The 25,375-nt window shown below is 39.5% G+C and carries 17 protein-coding genes; 9 read left to right on the forward strand and 8 right to left on the reverse strand.

The annotated features are described in order from the left end of the window. The first annotated feature begins 18 nt into the window (after positions 1–18). The 5 genes from rlmN (at position 19) to ACZ1GV_RS02105 (ending at position 6,169) form a co-directional block, all read left to right on the forward strand. Positions 19–1,179: a dual-specificity RNA methyltransferase RlmN gene (rlmN, locus tag ACZ1GV_RS02085; protein ID WP_472675033.1), complete on the forward strand. Its 1,161-nt coding sequence runs from the start codon at positions 19–21 to the stop codon at positions 1,177–1,179. A gap of 35 nt (positions 1,180–1,214) precedes the next feature. Next, positions 1,215–3,131 (forward strand): type IV pilus biogenesis/stability protein PilW, encoded by a 1,917-nt coding sequence (gene pilW, locus ACZ1GV_RS02090; RefSeq protein WP_472675034.1) that lies wholly within the window; start codon positions 1,215–1,217, stop codon positions 3,129–3,131. Continuing rightward, positions 3,131–4,252, forward strand: coding sequence for a RodZ domain-containing protein (locus tag ACZ1GV_RS02095; protein WP_472675035.1), 1,122 nt, complete (start codon positions 3,131–3,133; stop codon positions 4,250–4,252). Before pilW ends, ACZ1GV_RS02095 begins: the two co-directional genes overlap by 1 nt. A gap of 17 nt (positions 4,253–4,269) precedes the next feature. Then, the gene (ispG, locus tag ACZ1GV_RS02100; protein ID WP_210560207.1) at positions 4,270–5,373 is read left to right on the forward strand and encodes a flavodoxin-dependent (E)-4-hydroxy-3-methylbut-2-enyl-diphosphate synthase; all 1,104 of its coding nucleotides are present in this window, start codon (positions 4,270–4,272) and stop codon (positions 5,371–5,373) included. Between the two features lie 100 nt (positions 5,374–5,473). Beyond that, entirely contained in the window at positions 5,474–6,169 is a 696-nt protein-coding gene (locus ACZ1GV_RS02105; protein WP_472675036.1) for a peroxiredoxin-like family protein, read from the forward strand. Positions 6,170–6,239: 70 nt separating this feature from the next. Here ACZ1GV_RS02105 and ACZ1GV_RS02110 read toward each other — a convergent pair whose 3' ends face one another. The 3 genes from ACZ1GV_RS02110 to folE2 form a co-directional block, all read right to left on the reverse strand. Continuing rightward, complete coding sequence (locus ACZ1GV_RS02110) at positions 6,240–7,646, reverse strand: FAD-dependent oxidoreductase (RefSeq protein ID WP_472675037.1); 1,407 nt, start codon at positions 7,644–7,646, stop codon at positions 6,240–6,242. 9 nt (positions 7,647–7,655) lie between these two features. Next, entirely contained in the window at positions 7,656–12,134 is a 4,479-nt protein-coding gene (gltB, locus tag ACZ1GV_RS02115) for a glutamate synthase large subunit (RefSeq protein WP_472675038.1), read from the reverse strand. A 362-nt stretch (positions 12,135–12,496) separates the two neighbouring features. Then, positions 12,497–13,423 carry a GTP cyclohydrolase FolE2 gene (gene folE2, locus ACZ1GV_RS02120; RefSeq protein WP_472675039.1) on the reverse strand — a complete coding sequence of 309 codons (927 nt, stop codon included), beginning with the start codon at positions 13,421–13,423 and terminating at the stop codon, positions 12,497–12,499. 225 nt (positions 13,424–13,648) lie between these two features. Between folE2 and ACZ1GV_RS02125 the strand changes: the two genes are divergently transcribed. After that, positions 13,649–15,388, forward strand: a complete 1,740-nt coding sequence (locus ACZ1GV_RS02125) for a type 1 glutamine amidotransferase family protein (protein WP_472675040.1) — start codon at positions 13,649–13,651, stop codon at positions 15,386–15,388. 2 nt (positions 15,389–15,390) lie between these two features. Here ACZ1GV_RS02125 and ACZ1GV_RS02130 read toward each other — a convergent pair whose 3' ends face one another. From ACZ1GV_RS02130 to trmB, 4 genes are all read right to left on the reverse strand, one after another. Then, on the reverse strand, positions 15,391–15,915 hold the full coding sequence (locus tag ACZ1GV_RS02130) for a YfiR/HmsC family protein (protein ID WP_472675041.1): 525 nt from the start codon (positions 15,913–15,915) through the stop codon (positions 15,391–15,393). Next, positions 15,908–17,545 (reverse strand): sensor histidine kinase, encoded by a 1,638-nt coding sequence (locus tag ACZ1GV_RS02135; RefSeq protein WP_472675042.1) that lies wholly within the window; start codon positions 17,543–17,545, stop codon positions 15,908–15,910. Before ACZ1GV_RS02135 ends, ACZ1GV_RS02130 begins: the two co-directional genes overlap by 8 nt. 225 nt (positions 17,546–17,770) lie before the next feature. Beyond that, positions 17,771–18,850 carry a methyltransferase gene (locus ACZ1GV_RS02140; protein ID WP_472675043.1) on the reverse strand — a complete coding sequence of 360 codons (1,080 nt, stop codon included), beginning with the start codon at positions 18,848–18,850 and terminating at the stop codon, positions 17,771–17,773. A gap of 1 nt (position 18,851) precedes the next feature. Further along, positions 18,852–19,601, reverse strand: coding sequence for a tRNA (guanosine(46)-N7)-methyltransferase TrmB (gene trmB, locus ACZ1GV_RS02145; protein WP_472675044.1), 750 nt, complete (start codon positions 19,599–19,601; stop codon positions 18,852–18,854). A 149-nt stretch (positions 19,602–19,750) separates the two neighbouring features. On the opposite strand from trmB, the gene mutY reads away from it, so the two are divergent. Next, entirely contained in the window at positions 19,751–20,824 is a 1,074-nt protein-coding gene (gene mutY / locus ACZ1GV_RS02150; RefSeq protein ID WP_472675856.1) for an A/G-specific adenine glycosylase, read from the forward strand. Between the two features lie 76 nt (positions 20,825–20,900). Beyond that, a complete protein-coding gene (locus tag ACZ1GV_RS02155) occupies positions 20,901–21,170 on the forward strand; it encodes an oxidative damage protection protein (RefSeq protein ID WP_472675045.1) in 270 nt (89 codons plus the stop codon). A 70-nt stretch (positions 21,171–21,240) separates the two neighbouring features. Here the strand turns inward: ACZ1GV_RS02155 and ACZ1GV_RS02160 are convergent, their stop codons facing one another. Further along, on the reverse strand, positions 21,241–24,045 hold the full coding sequence (locus ACZ1GV_RS02160; RefSeq protein ID WP_472675046.1) for a hybrid sensor histidine kinase/response regulator: 2,805 nt from the start codon (positions 24,043–24,045) through the stop codon (positions 21,241–21,243). 141 nt (positions 24,046–24,186) lie between these two features. Between ACZ1GV_RS02160 and ACZ1GV_RS02165 the strand changes: the two genes are divergently transcribed. Further along, entirely contained in the window at positions 24,187–25,341 is a 1,155-nt protein-coding gene (locus tag ACZ1GV_RS02165) for an EAL domain-containing response regulator (protein ID WP_472675047.1), read from the forward strand. Positions 25,342–25,375 lie beyond the last annotated feature (34 nt).

Here is a 25,375-nt window from a genome sequence, read left to right on the forward strand (position 1 = left end):
AGCTACATCGAGGTCAATATGTCTGTAGAAACTGTTAATCCAACTGCTGTTGAAGCAAAAGCTAAGAAAAAATTTAATTTATTAGATTACGATCGCATGGCACTTCGTCAATTTTTCAAAGATGAGTTAAATGAGAAACCGTTCAGAGCTGATCAAGCGATAAAGTGGATTTATCAGATGGGGCAAACAGACTTTTCAGAAATGACCAATTTCTCTAAAGTATTGCGCGCCAAACTCGCTGAAAAATGTGAAGTTCGAGCGCCAGAAATTTCAGTTCGTCAAGAATCTACGGACGGCACTATTAAATACGCCATGTTGCTTGAAGGTGGTCAAGAGGTCGAGGCGGTTTGGATTCCAGATGGTGATCGCAAAACCTTATGTGTTTCATCACAAGTCGGCTGTGCATTAGAGTGTACTTTCTGCTCAACAGCGCAACAAGGCTTTAACCGTAACCTAACGGTCGGCGAAATTATTGGTCAAGTTTGGCGAGTAGCGCAAGATATTGGCTGGGATGGAATGTCTACTAATCGCGCTGTGACAAACGTAGTAATGATGGGCATGGGTGAACCACTCTTAAATGTTAAAAATGTCGTTCCAGCTATGGAACTTATGATGGATGATTTTGCATTTGGTTTGTCTAAACGCCGTGTGACAATAAGTACATCAGGTGTTGTCCCTGCACTTGACCTGTTAAAAACAAAAATTGATGTGGCACTTGCTATTTCATTGCATGCGCCAAACGACGAACTTCGAGACATACTTGTGCCTATTAATAAAAAGTACAATATCCAAGAATTTTTAGCATCTTGTCGTCGTTATATAGATGGATCTACAGCTAACAAAGAAATTACCATTGAGTATGTCATGTTAAACGGTATTAATGACTCTATGGAACAGGCTCGTGAATTAGCACAAACCTTGCGCGGTACGCCTTCTAAAATTAATTTAATTCCATGGAACCCGTTCCCTGGTGCGCCGTATGAGAAATCATCAAACAGTCGAGTGGACCGATTTGCAAAAGTAATGCAAGAAGAAGGTTATACCTGTATTGTAAGACGTACTCGTGGTGACGATATTGATGCTGCGTGTGGTCAACTAGTTGGTGATGTTGTGGATAGAACCAAACGTTTATTAAAAAAACAGATGAAAGGTGATTCAATATCAGTCAAACTGGTTTAGTTAATAATAAAAATAACTAACAAAAGAAGTGGGTTATGGGACGAATTCTATATTTGCTTTGCTGTGTAACTTTGTTATCAGCTTGTGTTACGGAAAAGACATTCATCGATTCAAAAAAACAGGTACGTAGTTTTGAATTTGATCGCAACGAGGCTGCTCGAACTCGCTTGATTTTAGCGTTGAGTTATTTGGAAACAAATCGTTTTGAGCAGGCTAAGTTTAATTTAGAAAAAGCCTTAGAGTTCAACCCGAAACGTGCCGATGTTAATTATAGCCTGGGCTATTATTATCAAATGGTTGGCGAGATGGAGATAGCTGAAAAGTATTATCTTGAAGCTATCGATCTTGAGCCAGAAAATCCAGACACTTTAAATAACTACGGTACCTTTTTATGTAACGTAGGGCAGTTAGATAAAGCGGCCGTTTACTTCAAAAAAGCCATCAATATATCTAAATATACTCGAGCTGCAGACAGTTATGAGAACTTAGCGATTTGTGCGTTAACTAACGATCAAATTTTACAAGCTCAAGAGTATTTTGAGATGTCTTATAAGCATAACCCAGGTCGAGCTTATAACTTGTTATCTCTAGCAGGAATTAAGTACGCAACCGGTGATTTAGTTGCTGCACTTGAGTTTTACGCACGTTTTAATCGAATTGGTCAGCCAACGCCTCGCAGCCTTTTACTAGGCCATATTTTAGAAAGTAAACGAGGTCGTTTAAATCAAGCAAACCAGTATGCCGATCAAATTGTGGCAGAATTTCCCGATAGCACAGAAGCGCTTTATGTCACCACTAACTCAATACTTAATAGCGAGTTTGAACAATTAAGACTTAAATATCAGGCAAAGCATAATGCGAGTCCTAAAATTAAGATTATTCGCAAATCCCCTAGTAATTCAACTGCAAACAATTCAAGCAGAACAACAGCGCAGCCTAACTCATCAACGACAAACGCCAGAGTGACGACAAACAGAACTCCGTTAGCGTTACCGACGGTAATAGCTTCAGCAGTGCAGCAAGTATCGTCGAAGTCAGAATTTGCAGAGGAATTACAAAAAAAAGTAGAGATGTTTTCTAAGCCCTTAACCGATACAGAGTCAGTGAAATTACCTGAGGAAGTTCAATCATCGGTCATTTTGAAAAAAGAAGCGCCTTTACCACAAGAGCAAGTATTAGTAACAAAAGTCGCCGCGTCAAAAGTAGTGAATGACCGTGCAAGCACAGTAAATACCCGAGTTTATGTAGCACCTGAACCGGTTAATTTGATTGTACCAACTTATCAAGTTCAAGCGGGCGATAACCTATATCGAATTTCTGTAAACTTTAACGTAAAAGTTGCAAAATTGATGGAATGGAATGCGTTAAGTAACCAAGAGGTAAGCCTTGGTCAAACTCTTTTTGTGGCGGAGCCAGAGCCGTTTGTTACATTAGAAAAAGAGTTACAGGTGTCTGATGTTGCCAAGCAGGAAGGCGTAGAGTTAGAAGCGTTATTGCGTTGGAATCAACTAAATGAAGACGCCTGGCTCAAAGAAGGACAAAAGTTACTGGTTGCGGATCCTTCTTACTACACATCATTACAAGAGCAAGCTAATCGCCAAAAGGCCAGTGACTTATTAAAAGTATCGGTGCCAAACATAAATATCCCGACTCACCAGGTAAAAGCCGGTGAATTCTTATATAAAATATCGAAGAACTACAATATAAAACTTGATACGCTAATCAAGTGGAACAATTTAACTTCAAAAGCTAAATTAAAAGTCGGACAAAAGCTTTATGTAGCTAACCCAGATGTATATTACCGGGTGCCAAGTAATCAGACTTTAAAGCTAACCGCAGAACGCATGGGGATTGAACTTGCCCAGCTAAAAAAATGGAACAATATTAACCAAGATGGTGTCTTGTCAGCAGGGACCAGGTTATTGAAAGTTAATCCGGAGCAGTATCAATAATGAAAGACGAAACTCAAATCGATTCAGTAAACGACACAACTAGTTCAGAGTCTGAATCAGTAAAACTATCGGCTGGACAAATATTAGCAAATGCACGAAACGCACAAGGTTTAAGTTTAGAAGAGTTAGCCGAACAAATTAGAGTACCAGTTAAAGTTTTAGTGGCGATTGAAGCGGACGATATACCGGATAACTTGCCGGAAACCTTTATACGTGGTTACATTCGTAGTTACGCAAAAAAAGTAAATATTGATGAAAATTCGGTACTTACTCAGGTAGAAACTACCGCTCCGAGCTCTCCAAATGCGATGAAAATGCAGTCATTTTCGAAAAGAAGTAAACGTAAAAAAATAGAACGTCGTTTGACTATTATCACTTGGCTAATAGTAATTATCTTAGCGGTCGCCTTTGTATTCTGGTGGTATCAAACCAAAGGTATTGAGATGCTGGCGCCTGCTAATACCACGGAAGAAATAAGTATAAATGACAATACACCAAATGCAGCAACTCAAACCATGGATGAGAACACCGATCTTGAGTTGCTTGCCAATGACGGTGATGCGACCGAAGTTGATGAAACTATAAAACCAGCAGTTAATAATACAGCTACTGCTGATACGGCTGATAGTTTTCCAGCTAGTGCATTGAGAGTGCAGCAGTCGAAAGAAGAGCCAGCTGAGCAGTTACAAAATAATGCCACTCAAGGTGCACAAGCTACAACTGAAAGTGTTGTCAAAGTTGAGCAGGTTGAAGATAACCAATCAGTCGCTGAAGTTCAGCAAAACCAAATGTCACAGCCAGCTCAGTCACCGGTTGTTTTAAGTGATGCTGAAAAGCGTTTATTGGCTGAGAACGGTGAGTCTGACGAAGATGACTATATTAAAGTTCAGTTTAAATTTGAACAAGAAGTCTGGGTTGAAGTATACGATGCATTTGATGAGCGCATTGCGGTAGGAAATAAACCGGCCGGATACCTAATGACACTAAACGCTCAAGGCCCTTTTAGAGTATTATTAGGAAGTACCTATGGCGTTACGATTTGGGTAAATGACAAAGAATACGACATATCAGACAAGCCAACTAATCGTGTCGCCCGATTTGAAATAGAAGCACAACAGTAAAAAGAGAAAGTATAAACATGTTTGGTGAAAACCCGATTAAGAGACGTAAATCCACACAAATTATGGTCGGCAATGTGCCGGTCGGTGGAGATGCGCCCATAGCCGTTCAATCAATGACTAACACCAACACAAATGATGTTGAAGCAACCGTAGCTCAAATTAACCGTATTCAAGCGGCTGGTGCCGACATTGTGCGTGTATCAGTACCAACAATGGAAGCCGCCGAAGCGTTTAAAGAAATTAAACAGCAAGTGACTATTCCTCTTGTTGCTGATATTCATTTTGATTACCGTATAGCGCTAAAAGTTGCAGAGTACGGTGTCGACTGCCTTAGGATTAACCCTGGCAATATTGGCAATGAAGAGCGCATCAAAGCTGTAATAGATGTCGCGAAAGAAAAAAATATTCCTATCAGAATTGGGGTTAATGGCGGTTCGTTAGAAAAAGATATTCAAGAAAAGTATCATGAGCCAACCCCTGAAGCATTAGTAGAATCTGCGATGCGTCATGTTGAAATATTGCAGCGTCATGACTTTCACAACTTTAAAGTCAGTGTAAAAGCGTCAGATGTACATTTAGCTGTAGGTGCTTACCGATTATTAGCGCAAAAAATAGAACAACCACTGCATTTAGGTATTACTGAAGCGGGCGGTTTTCGTTCTGGAGCGGTGAAGTCAGCTGTTGGTTTAGGCATGTTATTGGCCGAGGGCATAGGCGATACAATCCGAATTTCTCTTGCTGCTGATCCGGTTGAAGAAATTAAAGTTGGTTTTGATATCTTAAAATCATTAGGGATCCGCGCGCGTGGTATTAACTTTATTGCATGTCCAAGCTGTTCACGACAAGAGTTTGATGTTGTAAGCACCATGAATGCATTAGAAGAGCGCTTAGAAGACGTTGTCGAACCTGTTACTGTTTCTGTTATAGGTTGTGTTGTGAATGGTCCAGGTGAAGCCCTGGTATCTGATTTAGGCTTAGCGGGTGCAAATAAACGAAGCGGCTTTTATATAAATGGCCAACGTCAGAAAAAACGTATCGACAACAATAATATTGTTGAGCAATTAGAATCAGAAATACGAACTTTTATTGCGAATCGTATCCCCGCAGAAAATATAGAATAACTTTTATGAGTTAATGAAATATATTGGCCATAGATTAGGTCTAGTAATGTAACCGAATGCACTTCAATAGAAGTGCATTTTACTTTTAAAAGGGAACATTATGAAAAAGTTAGTTATTCAATCTCTATTCTTATTATCCACCTGTTTGTTTTCATTAAATAGCTTCGCTGCGGATTCGAACACAAGCGCGAAAGGAATTGCAAACAGTGCGTTTGAAGTTCGGCCAATTTTACCAGGAATGCTGGTGCCAAATACGTGTGTCGAAGATAGCCAAACAAACTCTGTGTGTACAGAAACACTCTTTGCCAAAAAACCAACCGTGCTTGTGGTATATCGCGGAGGTTGGTGTCCATACTGTAATGCCCAACTAAATCGAATGAAAAAGATTGAGTCATCTCTTGAATTTCTGGGCTTCCAAATTGTTGCTATTTCTCCAGACAGTAATAAAAATATTGCAGAGCAACAAACACGAGAAAAACTGGCATACAATTTATTAGCGGATCCTAAGTTGGCGCTAGCAAAAAACATGGGTTTAGCATTTTTCTTAGATAAGAAAACTGAGGAAAAGTACAGAGATAAACTAGGTGTACCATTTATTGATATAGATGGAGATGCCCGAGTCGCGTTACCTGTCCCGGCTGTTTATATTCTTGATCAACAAGGTATGGTTCACTTTCAATATGTTAACCCAAATATCGATGTCCGCTTAAGCGAAGATTTATTATATAAAGCGGCTTCGGAAACGATGAAAGTGATAAACGAAACTAAGCAAAACACTTTAAACAAAAAATCATAGTACACATCATTAACTAATCATGCCTTATTGCGTATAAAAACAAGCGCAACAAGGCATATTTAGTGGTGTCCTATACTTCTAGCATATCCATAATGCCGCTAGCGGCATCTCGACCTTCGGCAATTGCCGTTACAACCAAATCTGCGCCGCGAACAATATCGCCACCAGCAAATATTTTTGGATTAGACGTTTGGTAGGAAAATTGACTATTCGCGTTGGCTTTAATGGTCTTCCAGTCGGTTAACTCAACATTAAACTCCGACAGCCACTCTAAATTTAACGGTTGGAAACCAAAGGCAATGACAACGGCATCAGCCTTGAGAGTAAAATTACTGTCGTTAACCGGCTCTGGTCTTTGTCTGCCATTAGCATCTGGCTTACCAAGCTGAGTTTTCACAAACTCAACGCCAGAGGCGTTTCCTGCATCGTCGACTAAAATCTCAAGAGGCTGGGAGTTCCAGATAAACTGCACACCTTCTTCTTTTGCATTTTTTACTTCTCGGCGTGAGCCGGGCATGCTGTTCTCATCACGACGGTAGACACATCTGACTGAACTAGCACCTTGACGAATCGCGGTTCTAACGCAGTCCATTGCAGTGTCTCCACCACCAAGCACTACAACATCTTGACCTTTGAAGTCGATTTCTAATGGACCTTTACCCATCACATTACGGGTATTGCTAATAAGGTATGGTAGGGCGTTAAATACACCGCTAGCCGACTCGTTGGCAAAGCCACCTTGTAAGTTTTTATAGGTCCCGACAGCTAAAAATATGGCGTCGTACTGTTCAATAAGTTCACTCAATTGAATGTCTTTACCGACTTCACAATTAAGAATAAATTCGACGCCCATTTCTTCAAATACACGACGACGATTAATCATTACTTCTTTTTCAAGTTTAAACGCGGGTATGCCGTAGGTAAGTAGACCACCGATTTCATCATATTTATCGTATACAGTAGCCGATACTCCATTTCTAACTAATACATCGGCACAGGCCAACCCTGCAGGCCCTGCACCTATAACAGCGACCCGCTTATTAGTTTTAACGACATCAGAAATATCCGGGCGCCAGCCCATTTCGAAGGCTTTGTCTGTGATATATTTTTCGATACTGCCGATAGTCACTGCGCCAAAGTCGTCATTGAGAGTACAGGCTCCTTCACAAAGTCTGTCTTGCGGGCAAACTCGGCCACAAACCTCCGGTAAACTATTGGTTTTGTGAGATAACTCAGCTGCTTCAATAATTTTGCCTTGATTAGCTAATTCGAGCCATTGCGGTATGTAATTGTGAACTGGACATTTCCACTCACAATATGGGTTGCCGCAGTCTAAACAACGGTCAGCTTGACCTGCAGCCTGGTCAGAATCGAGAGGTTTATATATCTCGATAAAATCAGACTGGCGAATTTTAAGCGGCTGCTTTTTTGGATCAATGCGCTGCACATCGACAAATTGATAAATGTTTTTGCTCATGATCTTGCCCTACATCGCTTCAATACGTAATTCATTTGACGATCTTTGCCTGTGGCCTAATAACAAAGAAACATCGACAGATTTAGGTTTCACTAACTTAAACTTAGTTTGCCAATGGGAAAATTCGCTTAAAATCTCTAATGATCTTGCACTTTGTGTTGCTTCAAAATGATCATTTATCAAGCCGCGTAAAAATTCGATATGCAACTGATTTGGCAGACTTAAAGCTTCTACATGTTGTGGGTTTATTTTTTCATTAAGGGATTCATCTTCATCTAATAGATATGCAAATCCGCCGGTCATACCTGCACCAAAATTAATTCCAACTTTGCCCAAAACAACAACGGTACCGCCAGTCATATATTCACAGGCATTTTCGCCAGCACCTTCGATCACCGCAGTAGCACCCGAGTTACGAACTGCGAATCGCTCGCCAACACAGCCTGCGATTATTAGCTTGCCACCAGTTGCGCCGTATAAACAGGTATTGCCGGCCATGGCCGATTCATGCGTTTGATACGCGACGCCCTGAGGCGGATGGATAACAATGGTGCCGCCAGTCATCCCTTTACCGACATAATCATTTGCATCACCAATTAGGTGTAGGTTAATACCACCAGCATTCCAGACCCCAAAGCTTTGACCTGCGGTGCCTATAAAACTTAAGTTTATCGGATCTCCGGCCATACCTTGGTTCCCATATTTAGCTGCTACCTCGCCAGATAGCTGTGCGGGAACAGAACGGTCAGTATTTTTGATGTTGTAACAAAAGCTACCACCAGAACGAGTTGATAACGCCGATTGTGCATCCTCTACAATTTTATGATTTAAGGTAGCCGGATCCGCAGGAGGGTTTAGCTCCGATTTGTACAGACTGTTCGCGCTGTTAAGCGACACGGAATTTAGTATATTTTCTAGTGCTAAACCTCGCTGCTTGTCTGTTTGACCTTCAACTATTTCTAACAGGTCAGTGCGACCGATTAAGTCGACTAGATTAGCGACCCCTAAGCTGGACATCCACTGGCGAGTTTCTTCGCCTATAAACTTAAAGTAGTTTTCAACCATCTCGGGCAAGCCAATAAAATAGCGTTGTCTAAGTTGCTGGTCTTGTGTTGCGACACCGGTTGCGCAGTTATTTAAATGACATATACGTAAGTATTTACAGCCTAAAGCAACCATAGGACCGGTACCAAAACCAAAGGTTTCTGCGCCTAATATCGCAGCCTTAACTATGTCTAAACCGGTTTTGAGGCCACCATCTACTTGTAACCTAACTTTATGGCGTAAACCGTTTTCAACGAGCGCTTGATGCGTTTCGGGTAAACCCAGCTCCCAAGGACTACCTGCGTGTTTTACTGAAGTTAAAGGGCTGGCACCAGTACCGCCATCAAAACCAGAAATGGTAATTAGATCAGCATTGGCTTTGGCGACGCCAGTTGCGATAGTACCGACACCAGGCTCAGAAACTAACTTTACCGATATTAAAGCGTTTGGATTAACTTGTTTTAAATCGAAGATAAGTTGTGCCAAGTCTTCAATTGAATAAATGTCATGATGCGGTGGCGGTGAAATTAACGTGACGCCTGGAATAGAAAACCTAAGCTTAGCGATTTCAGGACTGACTTTTTCTCCTGGTAATTGACCACCTTCGCCTGGTTTTGCACCTTGTGCCACTTTAATTTGAATCACATCGGCATTTCTTAAGTAATGTGGTGTTACACCAAATCGACCCGAAGCAACTTGCTTTATCCTAGAATTTTTCAACGTTCCAAAACGTTTTGGATCTTCACCGCCCTCACCTGAATTTGAATAACCACCAAGTTTATTCATAGCGATAGCCAAGGCTTCGTGTGCTTCAGGACTTAATGCGCCTATGGACATAGCAGCAGAATCAAACTTTGGATAGAGCGCGCTAACAGGCTCCACGTCGTCTAATGGAATACTTTTAGAAGAGGTAAGCTTAAACAAATCTCTAAAGTGGCTGGCGGGGCGATTATTTACTGCATCAGCATACAGCTGGTAGTCGTTGCTATTGCCGCTTTGTACTGCTTTTTGCAATAGCTGAACAACATCAGGGTTGTAAGCGTGATATTCTCCACCATGCACATACTTTAAGTAACCACCATGCTCCAGCTCTTTGCGGGCGAGCCATGCATACTTGTTTAAGCGAATCAGTTCTGACTCAATATCTGTAAAGTCAGCGCCACCCACTCGACTGACAATATGCGGAAAGCACAACTGCATTACCTTGTTGCCTATGCCGATTAATTCAAAAAGGTTTGAGCAACGATAACTCGCAACGGTCGCGATGCCCATTTTCGACATGATCTTCAATAAGCCTTTATTTAGGCCTTTTCGGTAGTTACTAATTGCTTGTTTGGCACTTAATTGAATATCACCGTTTGCTACGTATTGCTCGACGGTTTCATATGCAAGGTAAGGGTATACAGCTGTTGCCCCAAGACCAATTAATACCGCGAGTTGATGTGAATTTCGAACTCCGCCAGATTCAACAATAATGTTAGTATCGCAACGAAGCTGACTACTAACGAGCACTTCTTGCACAGCACCTAACGCAAGCGGAGCGGGAATAACTAATTGCTCTTGCGTCGGGTTTTTATCGGATAATATGACAATGACGGTTTGATGTTCTTTTACAGAATGCGCAACTTTTTTGCATAAACTCTCAATTGCCTGTTGTAACGAAAATTGACTTGCGTTGTAGCACAAGGCAAACGTCTCGGTTCGATAATGTTCTTGATCAAATTCTTTCAGTTGCTTTAAGTCTGTGTACATTAATACCGGCGAGTCAAATAGAACTCTGTCGGCATAACCTGACGTTTCGGCAAATACATTTTGTTCGCGACCTATGCAGGTTGCTAATGACATTACATGGCTTTCGCGCAACGGATCGATAGGTGGATTTGTAACCTGGGCGAATTGTTGACGAAAATAGTCATAGAGATCGCGAACTTTATGCGACATCACGGCCATCGGCGTATCATCACCCATAGAGCCAGTGGCTTCTTGGCCATCACAAGCGAGCACTTTTACAACTTGTTCTATTTCTTCATAAGTATAATTAAAAAGCTTATGTAAGATTCGTTGTTGCTTGTCATCATACAGCCGAGTGCCAATTTTATCAGCCGCATAATCTTCAAATGGTACTAAGTGACGAATATGCTGCTCTAGCCATTCGTTGTATGGGTGGCGATCTTTTAAATCATGATCAATTTCATCCGAATACCAAACTTTACCGTTATAGGTGTCCACCGCTAACATTTCACCTGGACCAACTCGACCTTGCTCAACCACCTCGTCAGGAGTGTAGTCCCAAATACCCGACTCTGAAGCGAGCGTTAACAACTTGTCTTTTGTAATAATATACCGAGCAGGGCGCAAGCCGTTTCTATCTAAGTTACAGGCTACATGACGACCATTAGTAATCACTATGCCTGCAGGGCCGTCCCAAGGTTCCATATGCATCGAGTTAAACTCGTAAAAGGCTTTCAATTTTTCATCCATTTGAGGATGCTTTTGATAGGCAGGTGGCACCAATAATCGCATTGCTCTGAATAAGTCCATCCCACCGGCAAGAAATAACTCCAGCATGTTGTCAAGGGATGCACTATCACTACCTTCATAATTTACAAAGGGTGCCGCTTCTTTTAAATCAGCAATTAATGGCGAGTGAAACTTATATTGCCGAGCTTGAGCCCATTGACGATTACCTTTAATCGTATTTATTTCACCGTTGTGTGCAAGAAATCGAAATGGCTGAGCTAGCTTCCACTGAGGCGTGGTATTTGTGGAAAATCGCTGGTGGAATACACAAATTGCGGTAGACATTCTAATGTCAGAAAGATCTAAGTAAAAGTCTGCCAAGTCCTTCGGCATGACTAGCCCTTTATAAATAGTAACTAAACAGCTCAAGCTAGAAATATAGAAGTCGGTGTCATGCAGCATTTGTTGTTCAATTCGTCGTCGTGCCATGTAAAGTCGACGTTCAAAGTCTTTTTTACGCCAGCCCGGGGGAGCGTTAACAAATACCTGCTGGATATCTGGCAAACTTTCTGTAGCAATTTCGCCAAGTATCTTTTTATTAATTGGAACTTCACGCCAACCAACTATCTGCAGTGTTTCTTTTTCTAATTCTTTGGTGATAAGCTTTTTTGCTTGCTGATTAAGGAGAGGGTCTTGGCTAAGAAAGATATTGCCAACGGCATATTTTTTTCCAAGCCTCCAACCATTTTGCTCTGCCACGGCGGTAAAGAATTGATCGGGTTTTTGCATCAGCAAACCGCATCCATCACCCGTTTTTCCGTCGGCGGATACGCCACCTCTGTGTTGCATGCGGGCTAGACTAGTGATAGCGGTTCGAATAATTTTATGACTTGGCTCGCCCTCTAAATGCGCAATTAAGCCAAAACCACAGTTGTCTTTAACCCAACGTTCGTCATGCAGTGCATTATGTTTGATATTATTCAAATGAGAACCTCTCATATATCGCAACACGTGTATTTATCTAAAGTAAGTATAGCTATAAAAGTGGAAGTGACCGCGATTTGAAAATGCAGATAGCGATGCTAAATTAGATAGGGTGTTGTGAATATAAATTCATTAATTTTAAATAATCTATCTTTTGAAGAGGGTTTAATCAAGAGAATATTAGTATTAAAACTCTAATATTTTGTAATTTAACTACGATTTAAGCCGTAATATTCGCCTTATATCTTGATTTTACTTGGTTTGCAGCGAGGTTTTATTTCAAGTCGTACTTTATAAACAAAATCTGGGCATAAAAAAAGCAGCTAGTGATTGGTTAGCTGCTTTTATAATATTCAGATAAACTACTTAGACGAATAACCGCCCGCAATACCTTTACTTGCCACTGACACAGCATCATGAGCATGTAAAGATTCATAATGATTAACTCGTAACCAGAAGTCCTTATAACCTTCAATATTATTTAATGCAGCTTTAATACGACGACCAGCGTCTTCACAAAACATTAAGTTTTGACCGTTTAAGCGAGCAAATTCTTGCTCATCTTCACGTTTAACTGCTGCCTGAACAGGCGTTTTAAGAGCAAACTCAATAGCGTCAACTAAATCAACAATTGGAAAGTCATTAACGGCTTCTGAAAGCTTAACTTTAACTTCTGCAATTGAACGCTGGCTATGCGGAGTGGCAACAATACCTTCCGTAGAGCCTAACCATGCGTGAACAGTTTCAGCATCAACCTTAGCTTGGCCATCAAATGTCTCGTTAAATTTGTTTTGAATAAGCTGACGAGCTAATGCAGCAGAACAAGGACAAGTTGATGAGTAAGGTACTTTTACAGCAAGTTCAATATCTAATAGACCGTCTGTTAAGTTACCTGTAATTACGACTGGATAGGCTTTCCAACCGAGTTTGCCACTAATTAGTGACTTGCGACGCATATGATAATCAAATTCAAATTTAAGGTGCGCAGCATTTGAAAGATCGTGGTGACTTTCAATAAAATTAGTAAGCAGTGTTTGCAGGTTTTTAATATTTAACGCACTCTCAACTGAAAGCTCATCTAACATTAAATACAAACGAGACATGTGAATGCCTTTAGCTTTTGGCTCTTTAAGGTTAACAAACGCTTCAACAAGCGCTGAAATCGGACGAGTCTCACCTTGCATCTCAACCATTAATGGCATTTCAATGTTGCTCATCCCTACCCAATCAAGCACACCTTCAGTTTGGGCTTTCGCTTGATTTGCAATATCTGGCATTTTAGTTGGCATGTAATCTCCAAATTTTAAACAACAAAAGCCCTCATGTGTCATAGAGAGGGCTGTATATAAAGGTAATTCGCTTATAGTGTCTATTTATACCACACTTGCACGGTTTAATTAACCAAATAACCTAGTGTTTTACTCAACTTTTTACTATAAGGTTCAAAAAAAAATTATAAGTGTGATAGTGTTGCAAGTGGAGCACATATTTCATTTCATAGGGTAGTGATTAAAATGTTTTGGGACTTAAAATTAACCTCATATTTATTATTGGTTTTTTTAGCTTTTTCCAAGGTAGGTAATGCCAAAGAATTTCAAACAATACTTATTGGTGGTGGCCTAAACGTTTGTTCAAGTGTGCAACCTGAAAACTGCCTTACTCCGCTGTCTACTAACGAAACGCATCATACTCAGCATAGCTATATATTAAGTGCTGAAAATATTAAAACCCTAACCGCGTTATACAAGGCAGATGCTGCTTTACATAATTTAGAAATGGATATTTTCATTAGTAACCTCAATAAATATCCACTACAAAAAACAATGTCCTACCCAGAAAAAGAACTTGCTCGTGTTTTTAGAAATACAGGAGTAGGAGAGTCTACCGATTTAAAAGATATTCAATGGCAAATGATTTTGGATGTATTTCAAGATACCGTTATTAATCGCCGTTTTTTACAAAGAGACCAATATAAAAATGCCAAGGTTGATGTTTTTAATAGCAAAAACCTTTTTGTTGCTAAAGCATTTCGTCAGTTTATAGACAATGTTGATGGTGACAATATTCTTATTGTAACGGCAGCTAATCGAGACGCGTTTGAAGACGTTTATTGGTTAATAAAGACCTTTGAGCAGTTTGATGTCGATGTTAAATGGTTACCTCTAGATGCAGCACTAAATGCTATTTGGAAAGAAAACGGAATAAATGATGAAGATAAACTAAAGCAAGCCTGTAGCAGCTTAAATGCAGTAAGACATAAAGTGTCCAAGCGCTATTTTAGAGACAGGATATATGGTGATTTGAACGAACAGTTACTTGATGTTTGTAACTCTCCAGAAGACTTAGTGGAATTAATCGACGACGCCAATGGTATTTACTTCCATGATGGAGATCCAGAGGTGTTATTAAATAGCTTTATGTTCAGTGATATTGAGGCTAATCCAGCTTGGTTGACCATCATGAAAAGGCACCAACAAAATAAACTAACGTTAGCATTTAATGGTGGTTCAATTAGAGCGATATCTGGTAATGAAGGGCGTAATGCTTTTGTTGTAAAAGGGCGCAGTGAAGATGTGTTGATGTCGGGTTATCAAATTTTAAGTGATGTTAGTAACATTGGCTCTGTGCATATTCAAAACTCTCCGATACTAAGTTTGACGGGATTAAATTTGTTTTCTGGCATAAGCTTTGACAACAGTTTTGGTGACTCAAGTAATCAAGGCCGGTTATTATCGTTATTAGCTATGATTCGAGTTCCTTTTGGAATTGGTATTGACGAGCGCACAGTGTTATCCATAGCTAATAACAAAGGTCATTTGAAGTTTTCTGTGAGCGGTGAGGCTGGTGTTACCTTTTTAGACAATACCGCTAGTAAAATTAGTGCTTTGTCGCCTGCAAAATTTGACCAGTTTCAAATGAGTTATTTAACCCAAGACGATGTTGCGGAGCTAAAAGATAATAAACTTATTTTTGATTTCGGAAATTGGAAATATAGCTCAAACCGCTTTTCTCAGCCTGTAGTGCAATCAGGAAGTGTGTTTCGCCCAGAAGGGTTTTCGAAAACCATGTATATGTTGTGTACCACGGGAGCACAAAAGGCGGTCTTAAAGCACATTGAGTTAGGTAAAGGGCATATAATGACAGTGGAGAAGTTATCACATTCAGCGTCTGTTTCAGGGAGCAGAAACGTAAATGGGAAGAACTACGGCTATTGTTCATATCGAGGTTATAACCTTTCTGTAGTGCCGAATTAGCACTACGGCCTCAACTCTGAGTGTCGTATTAGTTGACTGTTAACTAGGATAGCGGAACGCTTCAAGTTTTTTCTACTAAAACTTAAAACTGCTTCCTGGTCTTGATAAGTGATACTTGAGATATGCCCTGTTTCTCTTAACTCCACAGAATCACTAACTGTCAGAGCGAGTTTTGATAACTCTTGGAAAGTCTCTTTTTGGTCAGCTTGAGTTGGTGCTGAATAAATGATGTTGCACATTTTAGGGTCTATTTCAGACGGGCTTTGCCATTTAATGATTTTTATTTTTCTATTTAACTGCTGGTTCATCTGTTGCTTAGTTAACACTTTGGCTACGTTAAAGCTATTCGTTCCAACAAAACAATATTGCGGAGTATCTGAAGTGCTAGGAAAGTCGACATAAAAATACAATTTATAAATTAACGCCGCTGTTTTAATTGTTTCTATCGACTCCTCATCAACTGCGTCTTGAGAAAAGGCTTTGGGAGACAAGAGTACGACTAATAAAAGTAAACTTAATTTAGTCATGGTTATTCTCCTGCAAATAAGCAGGAAACTCGATAGTAAACTGGGCACCACTTTTTAGCTCACTAACAACCGAAATGTTGCCTTTTAAGGCTTGAGTAACTAAGTTATAAACTAAATGCAAGCCAAGGCCTGAACCTCCCTCTCCGCGAGATGTAGTTACAAACGGATCAAATACTTTTTGTTTTATCTTTTCCTCAATTCCACAGCCATTATCAATAAAGTTAACAATACACCGGTCTTTATTAAGAGTTGCAGTAATTGTTATTTGTCCTTGTTCCATTGCCTTAAATCCATGGGTAATGGAATTCATTATTAGATTGATAATGATTTGATTTAGTGGTCCCGGTTTGGTTCTAATCGTTATACTCTCATCACATTCGATTGTGACTATATGTCGATATTTTTTTAACGTTGGTTGCATAGAATTTAAAATTTCGTCTAAATACTCATGCAATTTAATTTCTCGGACAACCCCTGCAGTTTGATCAACGGCCACTTGTTTGAATGAACTGATTAAGTCTGCAGCTCTGGTTAAATTTCTATAAATGATTTGCGTGTTTTCTCGGCTCTCGCTTAAAAAGCTTGTAAGTTGGGCTGCGCTAAGTGTTTTATCATCCAATTTACTTTTTATATCGTCAATTCTATCTGAAAGCATTGTTGAAGCCGTAACACCTAAGCCAATTGGAGTATTAACCTCATGAGCAACACCAGCAACCATTTGTCCTAAACTGGCCATTTTTTCTGATTGAATAACTTGAGATTGGTATTGATGTACTTGCTCAAGAGCATTGAGTAATTCTTCGTTGGATTCACGTAATGCTTTGGTCCGAAATATCACTTTTTCTTCTAAACTTTGATTCAGTTCGGTGATTTCTTGCTCGGCCAATGAAAACCGTCTTATTTGCTGAGCTATTTTTGTCAAAAGCTCATTTACAGCATCTGCGATGACACTAATTTCATCAAAGGGAATAGGAGATACTTTCTTTTTAAATTCTTGATCTTGGCTTGCACTCTCAAGCTCTCGAACAAAATTATTAATGGGCTTCAGTACTCTATTGCGTAATGATTGCGCAATTAGAAAGGCAAGGAAGGCTACAAAAGCGATCACAATAAGATTAATTTTGAGTAAATCGTAAAGGTTGTCGTAGTAAGTTGTAAGGCGAGTTCGTATGTAGACATGTCCTATCACGTCACCAACTTTAGGGTCTTTTATTGCCATCGAGTATTCTAAGTAGCCGTTATTTATTCTGGCCTGGTTCAGGTATGTTAGACGATCTATTTGCGTAGATACAGGTAACACGCCGTCTTTGTTGTAACTCGCAAAAAACTTAAGCTCCTGCTTATTAGCGTCTATTTTATAAATATGTACATTGGCGATTTCGGAGATGTTATTCAGGGTAGATAGAAATTCTTTTAAGCCTTTTCTTAGATCAAAGCTAATGGGTACAACTGAATTATAAGCAACGATTTCGCTGATGGTTTTTGCTAAGTAGGCAGACTCGTCCTCTAAACTTTTTTTGTAAACATAAGTGGAGATTGTGACTGAAATAAAAAGTGTCGCAATACTAACGAGCAGTATCGCACTGTTGATTGCTGACTTTAGAGAGATGCTACGTTTGTATAGTTTCATAACTTAAACCGATACGCACCTATGTACAAAGTTCAAGTTGTAATTTGAGACGTGCAACAGAGACTCACCCGCGTTTATTATTATTAATAGTAGCTATTCTTAAGAATAGTCATAAATAAAAATAAATAAAGAGCATTTAACCTTCTGCTTTGATTATTTTTTTTGTAGAAAAGGGGAACTGTTATGCATAGGAAATAAAGGATTTCCTGCGCATAACAATAAGTATTATTTAATGTGGTAAACCGAAAATCGTTTGTTGTTTTCCACGGTATTTGCAGCCTTCAAGTATTTTTTGAACAAAGGCTGGTAAGGCAAGAATGAGTTTGCAACTATCCACATTTCGTATTTTGACTTGAGTAGCTTTGCGCTGCTCTTCAAAAATAAGTCAACAATTGAATAGTCTGTCTGTAAACCTGTATGAAATGGAGGATTTGAAGCAATAAAGTCAAACTGGTTACTCTGGTTCATAAGATTCGATAGACCATTAGAGTGAATTGCAGTGGCGTTACAACCGTTAATTTTAAAGGTTCTATTACTGCTCTCAACGGCTAGTGCGTCAACATCAATCGCGACTATCTGATTATCATTCTTTAAGCTAAGTGCTGCAGAAATTACACCACAACCGCAACCAAAGTCGATACCTTTGCCGCTCACTGCAGTCATATTTTTTAACAGTAACTCTGTGCCATTATCCAAACGCTTAGCACTAAAAACACCAGGTAACGAGGCTAAGGTTAAGTTTATGCTAGTCCCGGCAAAATCAATGTCTAAGTTTACATCGTTAAACCAAGAGTCCATGGATTTTTTACACGTATGATTGTTAAAAGCTGCAGTAAAAAGCATGCAGTGCCTAGCCGAGTCGAGTTTCTTTGTACCGTTAGAAAAGGGCTTTAAGGCTTTGTCACAGCTTTTAACGCCACCTTTTTTTTCTCCTACGATAAATATCTGGCCGTCTTGCTCTAACAATTGACTGGCCATAGACAAATAGTAATCAAATCTTTGTTTGGCTTTAGGGTAATAAATTAGAACAGCATCAAATAAGCCTACTTGCTCGCTCGTCAGCCACGCTGATTTATGCACAGGTAACGAACCTTGCGAAGCGATACTTATATTTGAAAGTAGTTCTGCGGTATCAATATAAGGAGTATAAACGGTCCAGCTTATATCAGGCCTAAGTGCCGAAAATTCTTTGAGAGCATGGTCAGGAAGTGCATCAATTAGCAATACCTTACCAGAAGGAAGCTGTTCAATATTTCTGATTATAACTTGGTTTTCAGGTTGCATCATGTTGCTGTTTGATGCCATTTTATTTCACTCGCTCAAACATAATATCCCAAACACCATGACCTAGTCGGTGTCCGCGTTGTTCGAACTTCGTTAATGGGCGACTATCAGGACGTTCGACAAATACACTAGTGGCATTTTCAGCACTATTAATTTTACCAGCAATATTCTCAAACGAATCTGCGGCGTCCATTACCTCAATCATATGCTCAGAGTAGTTTTCCCAGTCCGTAGCCATATGAAATACGCCACCTATTTTTAATTTTGTACGTAGGCTCTCGACAAATGCTGGTTGAACAATACGACGTTTATGGTGGCGAGTTTTGTGCCAAGGATCCGGAAAAAATAACTGTACGGTTTGCAGCGATTCATCGGCAACGCAGTCGCGCAAAATTTCAATGGCGTCGTGATTGTAAAGTCTTAAGTTTGTTACACCAGCTTCATCTGCTGACGACAAGCAAGCACCAACACCGGGTAAGTGAACCTCGATGCCGATAAAGTTTTTATCTGGGGCGTTTTTAGCCATCTGCACTAAAGAGGCTCCCATGCCAAAACCAATTTCAAGTACAACGGGATTGTCATTGCCAAACACGTCAACAAAATCTATCAAGCCGTTTTTGTGTTCTAAACCCATAGTTGGCCAAAACTGATCAAGAGCTTTTTGCTGACCTTTGGTCAATCGACCTTCACGCTTTACGAAGCTTTTAATGGTACGAATGTACTTGCCTTCAGCTTTTGCTTGTTCGGCAGTTTTACGAGTATTGTCAGTCATGATTTCTTATGTTTCGTTGTATTTGGTTAAATTTGGCGCGCATTATCTTACAGCAACGCATGGGTCTCAAGCGGTTTACGCCAATTAGTAGATTATTTGTTATAGTGTGCGCTATTTAAAAATAGCGAAGAATGGCAAAAATAACAGTTATGACTGAATTAACAACGTCTCAATCACAATGGTTTTCTGGTCAAGTATTAGATTGGTACGACAAACATGGGCGTAAACATCTGCCGTGGCAACAGGAGGTAACACCATATAAAGTGTGGTTATCAGAAGTGATGTTACAGCAAACTCAGGTCACAACCGTTATCCCTTATTTTGAAACTTTTATACTGCGTTTTCCAAACATAAACGATCTAGCCAATGCTAATGAAGATGAAGTCTTACACTTATGGACTGGCTTAGGTTACTACGCAAGGGCACGAAATCTTCATAAAGCTGCGAAAAAAGTCCGTGACGAATACAAAGGAAAGTTCCCTGAAACCTTTGAAGAGGTTATCGACTTACCAGGTGTAGGGCGCTCAACGGCTGGTGCTATATTGTCATTATCATTGCAGCAGCATCATCCAATTTTAGACGGTAATGTAAAACGTGTGCTTACTCGTTATTTTGCGGTGGAAGGGTGGCCGGGCAAAAAAGCGGTAGAAAACGAGTTATGGTCTTATGCTGAGCAACTAACTCCAAGCTCACGACCCGGTAATTTTAATCAAGTCATGATGGATATTGGTGCTACTTTATGTACTCGAAGTAAACCTAAATGCGATGCGTGCCCGCTGTCTCAGCATTGTGTTGCTAAATCAGAACGACGCCAAAGCGAGTTTCCATTTTCCAAGCCTAAAAAAGATAAACCCATCAAGTTTGTTTATATGCTCATGCTGAATCACCGTAATAGTGTGTATATGTATCAGCGCCCAAGCAGTGGAATTTGGGGAGGGCTTTATAGCTTCCCTGAGTTTGAGGACCTAGCCTCCATGCAAACGTACCTAGACAGAATTGGATTGTCAGGTGTTGATCTCGACTTTCAAGAGAATAAGCTATTTCGACATACTTTTAGTCATTATCACCTTGATATTCAACCTATCTTATTGCCAGTACCAGACATGGCGGATATTCCACTGGGAGTCTCTGAGCAAACCGAAATTTGGTTTGACGCTAATAACATAACTGATACCAAAGTTGGCTTGTCGGCAGTGGCTAAGAAGTTGTTACAAGACTTATAGTTAAAACTCGCTAGCATAAGCGGATTAACCTTATTACAATGTGTGTAACTGAAATTAAACAAAAAGTGAAACTCAAATGGCACGTCAAGTTTATTGTGAATACTTAAAAAAGGAATCAGCGGGATTGGATTTCCAGTTATATCCTGGTGATATCGGCACTCGAATTTTTAATAATATTTCAAAAGAAGCGTGGGCAGAGTGGCAAAAGAAACAAGTAATGCTGATCAATGAGCATAAGCTGTCAATGCTTAACCCAGAGCACCGTGAATTATTAGAAACAACCATGGTTGGTTTTTTGTTTGAAGGCAAGGATGTTGAGATTGAAGGTTATGTACCTAAAAAATAGGGTATAAATCTAATATTATCTTCGCTTTAGACTAGCCTGATCAAACTCGAGAGTTTCATCAGGCTTTTATTTATTTATACTCTTCATTCACGTAGTTGATAACTTCGTTGAATTGTTTTTGAATAGTAGTTAACAAATTATTCAAGTCGGCTTTTTCAAGCGACTGAACATCGCTCTCTAGTGTTTGTGAAGAGTTAAACAAAGGCATTGCACCGACACTTTTTGACATCGATTTAAATTGGTGGGCAAGGTTTTTAATATTGTCACGCTCTGAGTTTTCCGCAGCAAGGTTGATCTTATCAATCAGCTCATTTCCCCTAGCCTTGAACATGTCTAAATATTTACGATGACGTTCTTTGTCATTACCAAGATAACTAACTAATACGGATTGTTGTATTGGTTCGCCATTTTCCTCTAGAGATATTGTGGTCTTTGTTCGAGTTGTTTCTTTTAAAAGTTGAGTAGACTCACTTTCTTCGATATTGAGCCATTTTTTCATAACAACTTCGAGATCATTAAGCTCTAACGGTTTTGTTAAATAACCATCCATACCTAAGCTAATACATTTTTGTTCTTCGCCTTTTAAAGCATTGGCCGTAATTGCCACGACACGAGTAAAGCTGTCGCTGGTACTCTCAGGGCCTTCTTCTCTAATTGTTTTTACAACATCATAGCCACTTTTATAAGGCATGTGCAGGTCGGTAAGTACTAACGGATAATGGTTTTTTCGCCACATTTCTATCGCTTCTTGTCCGTCATTTGCGACTTCAACGGCATAGCCCAACATATTTAACTGTTCGGTAATAACTTGTTGGTTCATGGTGTTGTCTTCAGCAAGCAATACCAATTGATTTGCTTTTCTCGCATCTTCAATAGACATAGCTTGGATCGTTTTTATGCCTTCGTCTTTTGGCGCTTCAGGGTCGTGCTTTTTATTGTCAGAAACGTCTTGAATAAGCTCAAGTAAGTTACTTCGACAAAGCGGAGTCGCATGCATGTACCATATTCTGTCATGTTCTTGAACTTGATTTTCAATGGCATTGCTCAACACTAAAAACTTAGTTTTAAGTAGACTTGGATTTTCTAGTAAGTCATACACTAAGTTTAAAGTCTCATCGTGCTGAATTGTTGCGTCTATGACCCAAATAGATTGGTGAGACGGTTCAAAGCGGTAATGTTCAATGATTTGCTTTAAGGCATCTGACGTGTGGCAAACTTCTACATTCGCTTGGTAGTGCTTTACGTAAGACTCCATTGCAGCGATGTTATGGTAGTCACTCGAAAAGCAAACTAAGTCTAATTCAGAGAAGTCGTAGTTTGGCGTAGTAACTTTGTCGATACTGGAGCGAAGTGGCAATGAAACGGTAAATTCCGAACCTTCACCAAGTTCAGATTTTACATCTATATGTCCATACATAAGGTCAGTTAGACGTTGGCATATAGTTAATCCTAAGCCTGTACCACCAAATTGACGAGTAACCGAACCTTCAGCTTGGCTAAATGGCTGGAACACATAATTGACTTGTCGGTCCGTCATGCCTTTACCATTGTCTATTACGCGCAGTACAACGTTAGTAAATTCCAAGTTTTTCTCGCTGATCTCTGCTCTAATTTGTACAACACCTTTTTTTGTTGTAGAGGTATTGGTAAATTTAATGGCATTCCCAGCAAGGTTAAATAAGATTTGTCGAATTCGAATTGGGTCACCCATTAAGCTCTCGCTGATAGCAGGGTCACAATATAATCTAAGTTCTATATTTTTTTGTTCAGCAACTGACAGGAGAGTGCGTCCTACTGCTTCTACAATTGAGTTAATAGACATAGGTATGCTTTCTACTTCAAGTTTACCTGCTTCTATTTTTGAAAAGTCTAAAATGTCATCAATAATTCTTAATAGGGAAAAGGCCGACTCACGAATTGTATCGGATAACCTGAACTGGTTCTGATTTAGCGTGCTTCTGCGCAATAAATCGATAGAACCAATAATGCCATTCATCGGTGTTCTTATTTCATGGCTCATGGTCGCTAAGAATGTCGATTTAGACTCATTAGCCTGTTCCGCTTCTTCCATTGCCATTCGCAAAGCGTTGGTACGCTCATTGATTTTACTTTCCATCTCTTGTGCTAGTTTGTCATTAGCAATATCCAACTCGATATTGTCTTTTCGCAAACTGTCGACTTTTTTGAATAGGCTATTAATGGTTGCGGCTAGAATAGCAAATGGCCCAAATCGTTTCGGAGCCAAACGTTTATCAAATTTTTCTTTATTTAGGATTAAGTTCGTTTCTGATATGAGTGGCAGGCTGTCTCGGTTCACGCTTGAGTTGAACATGGAGACTAACAAGCGAGTTAAAACTATCGCACCAATAATAGAGATAATAAATAAAGTGAAAATAAAGCCGATATCAGCTTTTTGTTTCAGCATGGTACCAATTAATAAACCAGCCTCTTCGCCATTGATGGTAATGATCTTTCTAATTTCTACCCAACTATTTAAATCGGACACGTGATTAGCAAGAATAGGGCTTGGAATATAGCCTTTTAGCTGATTGGTACTAGCTTGTTTTATAAGCTGACCGTTTTCCATGCGATATAGAAAAAATGCTTTATTTTGTGATTCGCCGTGAACTGCACTAATATAATGCTGAGCTTCAATTTGTTTATCGATGGACATTATTTCATCAGGCATGCCTTTGACAACAGAATTTACGTGTTTTTGTAAGTCGGTGGTGAGTTGGTCTGGTTGTAGCCACTTTGAAAAGGTGTATAAACCGCCAACACCTGCCATTGTAGCTAGGCATCCGAATAACACTAAACCTATGATAAATACGTGTGTTATCCTAACAAATTTGAGCTTTTTAATTTTTTTATCCATTAATGAGTGACTTTATTTATTGATTATTATTTTGAACTAGCTTATTAATACCACTAGTTGTTCACTTTATGCATACAAATGTCCGTTAAGTAAACAATACCTCCTATAACTCAGTTTAATCAAGGTTTTTGTGCTCGTAATATGGAATATATCAATTTATTAAATCGGATTACCGCAGTAGATGATGATCCGTTCTTTTTACATTTTATAGAAGATAAATTCCAAGAAATTGGTCTCAAGAACGTTAATCTTTTTAGCGATCCGAATTTAGGGTTGGAAAGTTTAATTGTTAATTCTGAATTTAACGACCTCGTGTTGGTCGATTTGCAAATGCCAGAGATTGACGGCATCGCTTTTTTAAAGTTGTTAGGCGATGCCGGCTACAAAGGTCAGGTAATTGTTATCAGTGGCTTTGAGTCTAAAGTCTTACAAATGGCTGAATCGATTGCGAAGCAGCGCCACTTGGCAATTCTTGGCCAATTAACAAAACCCTTTTCTGCTGCCCAGTTAAACGGACTTGTTGATCGTGCTTTATCTCGTATTATTTCAGCAGAAAATCCGGAGATGGCGGCAACCGTTGGGAATTATGACCCAGATAGTTTTGAGATAAACGATGTGACGTTGTGCCCGGTCATACAGCCGCAAATAAATATTGAAAATGAAAATATTATTGGCTACGAAATACTGTCTCGATTAAAAGCCCAAGATGGCTCTATTATCTATCCGAATCAGTTCATTAGTGATTTTGAAGAAAACGGACGTATTTCAGAGTTCAATAAAGTTTTGTTTAGAACGTCGTTGGCCCGAATGGCAAAATACGAAAATATCAATTTCTCAATGAATTTATCAATGCGCGATTTAAACTCTCATCGTATTGTTGATGAAATAGATTCGTTACTTTCAGAATTTGGTGTGCAACCGGCTAGATTGACTATTGAAATTACTGAGACGTGTTTGGTTGAAAATCTATTAACAGCACAAGAAATAGCGACACGCTTGAGGCTGCTAGGTTGCTCGTTAGCCATTGACGATTATGGAACTGGGTATTCAACAATGAAGCAGTTGACTGAATTTCCGTTTAAGGAATTAAAGATAGATCGCCAATACATTAGTAACTGTCATAGTCATGAAGAGAATAAAATTATTATTCGCTCAACAGTAGAAATGGCAAAAGCGCTTGGCATGAGAACTGTTGCTGAAGGTGTAGAAACCAAAGAAGAGTTAAATTTCGTCAGAGAAGCTGGTGTTGAAATAGTGCAGGGATATTTCTACTCTAAGCCCTATGTTTGGGCTTAGTTGCAAAAAAAACACCCAGATAGTTTAATTTATA

The organism is Psychrosphaera sp. HA2-10 (genome assembly GCF_055693745.1).

Excerpts from the sequence above, each read along its gene's own strand:
- rlmN (WP_472675033.1), top strand. The coding sequence starts at position 19 with ATGTCTGTAGAAACTGTTAATCCAACTGCTGTTGAAGCAAAAGCTAAG.
- pilW (WP_472675034.1), top strand. The coding sequence starts at position 1,215 with ATGGGACGAATTCTATATTTGCTTTGCTGTGTAACTTTGTTATCAGCT.
- ACZ1GV_RS02095 (WP_472675035.1), top strand. The coding sequence starts at position 3,131 with ATGAAAGACGAAACTCAAATCGATTCAGTAAACGACACAACTAGTTCA.
- ispG (WP_210560207.1), top strand. The coding sequence starts at position 4,270 with ATGTTTGGTGAAAACCCGATTAAGAGACGTAAATCCACACAAATTATG.
- ACZ1GV_RS02105 (WP_472675036.1), top strand. The coding sequence starts at position 5,474 with ATGAAAAAGTTAGTTATTCAATCTCTATTCTTATTATCCACCTGTTTG.
- ACZ1GV_RS02110 (WP_472675037.1), bottom strand. The coding sequence starts at position 7,646 with ATGAGCAAAAACATTTATCAATTTGTCGATGTGCAGCGCATTGATCCA.
- folE2 (WP_472675039.1), bottom strand. The coding sequence starts at position 13,423 with ATGCCAACTAAAATGCCAGATATTGCAAATCAAGCGAAAGCCCAAACT.
- ACZ1GV_RS02125 (WP_472675040.1), top strand. The coding sequence starts at position 13,649 with ATGTTTTGGGACTTAAAATTAACCTCATATTTATTATTGGTTTTTTTA.
- ACZ1GV_RS02130 (WP_472675041.1), bottom strand. The coding sequence starts at position 15,915 with ATGACTAAATTAAGTTTACTTTTATTAGTCGTACTCTTGTCTCCCAAA.
- ACZ1GV_RS02135 (WP_472675042.1), bottom strand. The coding sequence starts at position 17,545 with ATGAAACTATACAAACGTAGCATCTCTCTAAAGTCAGCAATCAACAGT.
- ACZ1GV_RS02140 (WP_472675043.1), bottom strand. The coding sequence starts at position 18,850 with ATGGCATCAAACAGCAACATGATGCAACCTGAAAACCAAGTTATAATC.
- trmB (WP_472675044.1), bottom strand. The coding sequence starts at position 19,601 with ATGACTGACAATACTCGTAAAACTGCCGAACAAGCAAAAGCTGAAGGC.
- mutY (WP_472675856.1), top strand. The coding sequence starts at position 19,751 with ATGACTGAATTAACAACGTCTCAATCACAATGGTTTTCTGGTCAAGTA.
- ACZ1GV_RS02155 (WP_472675045.1), top strand. The coding sequence starts at position 20,901 with ATGGCACGTCAAGTTTATTGTGAATACTTAAAAAAGGAATCAGCGGGA.
- ACZ1GV_RS02160 (WP_472675046.1), bottom strand. The coding sequence starts at position 24,045 with ATGGATAAAAAAATTAAAAAGCTCAAATTTGTTAGGATAACACACGTA.
- ACZ1GV_RS02165 (WP_472675047.1), top strand. The coding sequence starts at position 24,187 with ATGGAATATATCAATTTATTAAATCGGATTACCGCAGTAGATGATGAT.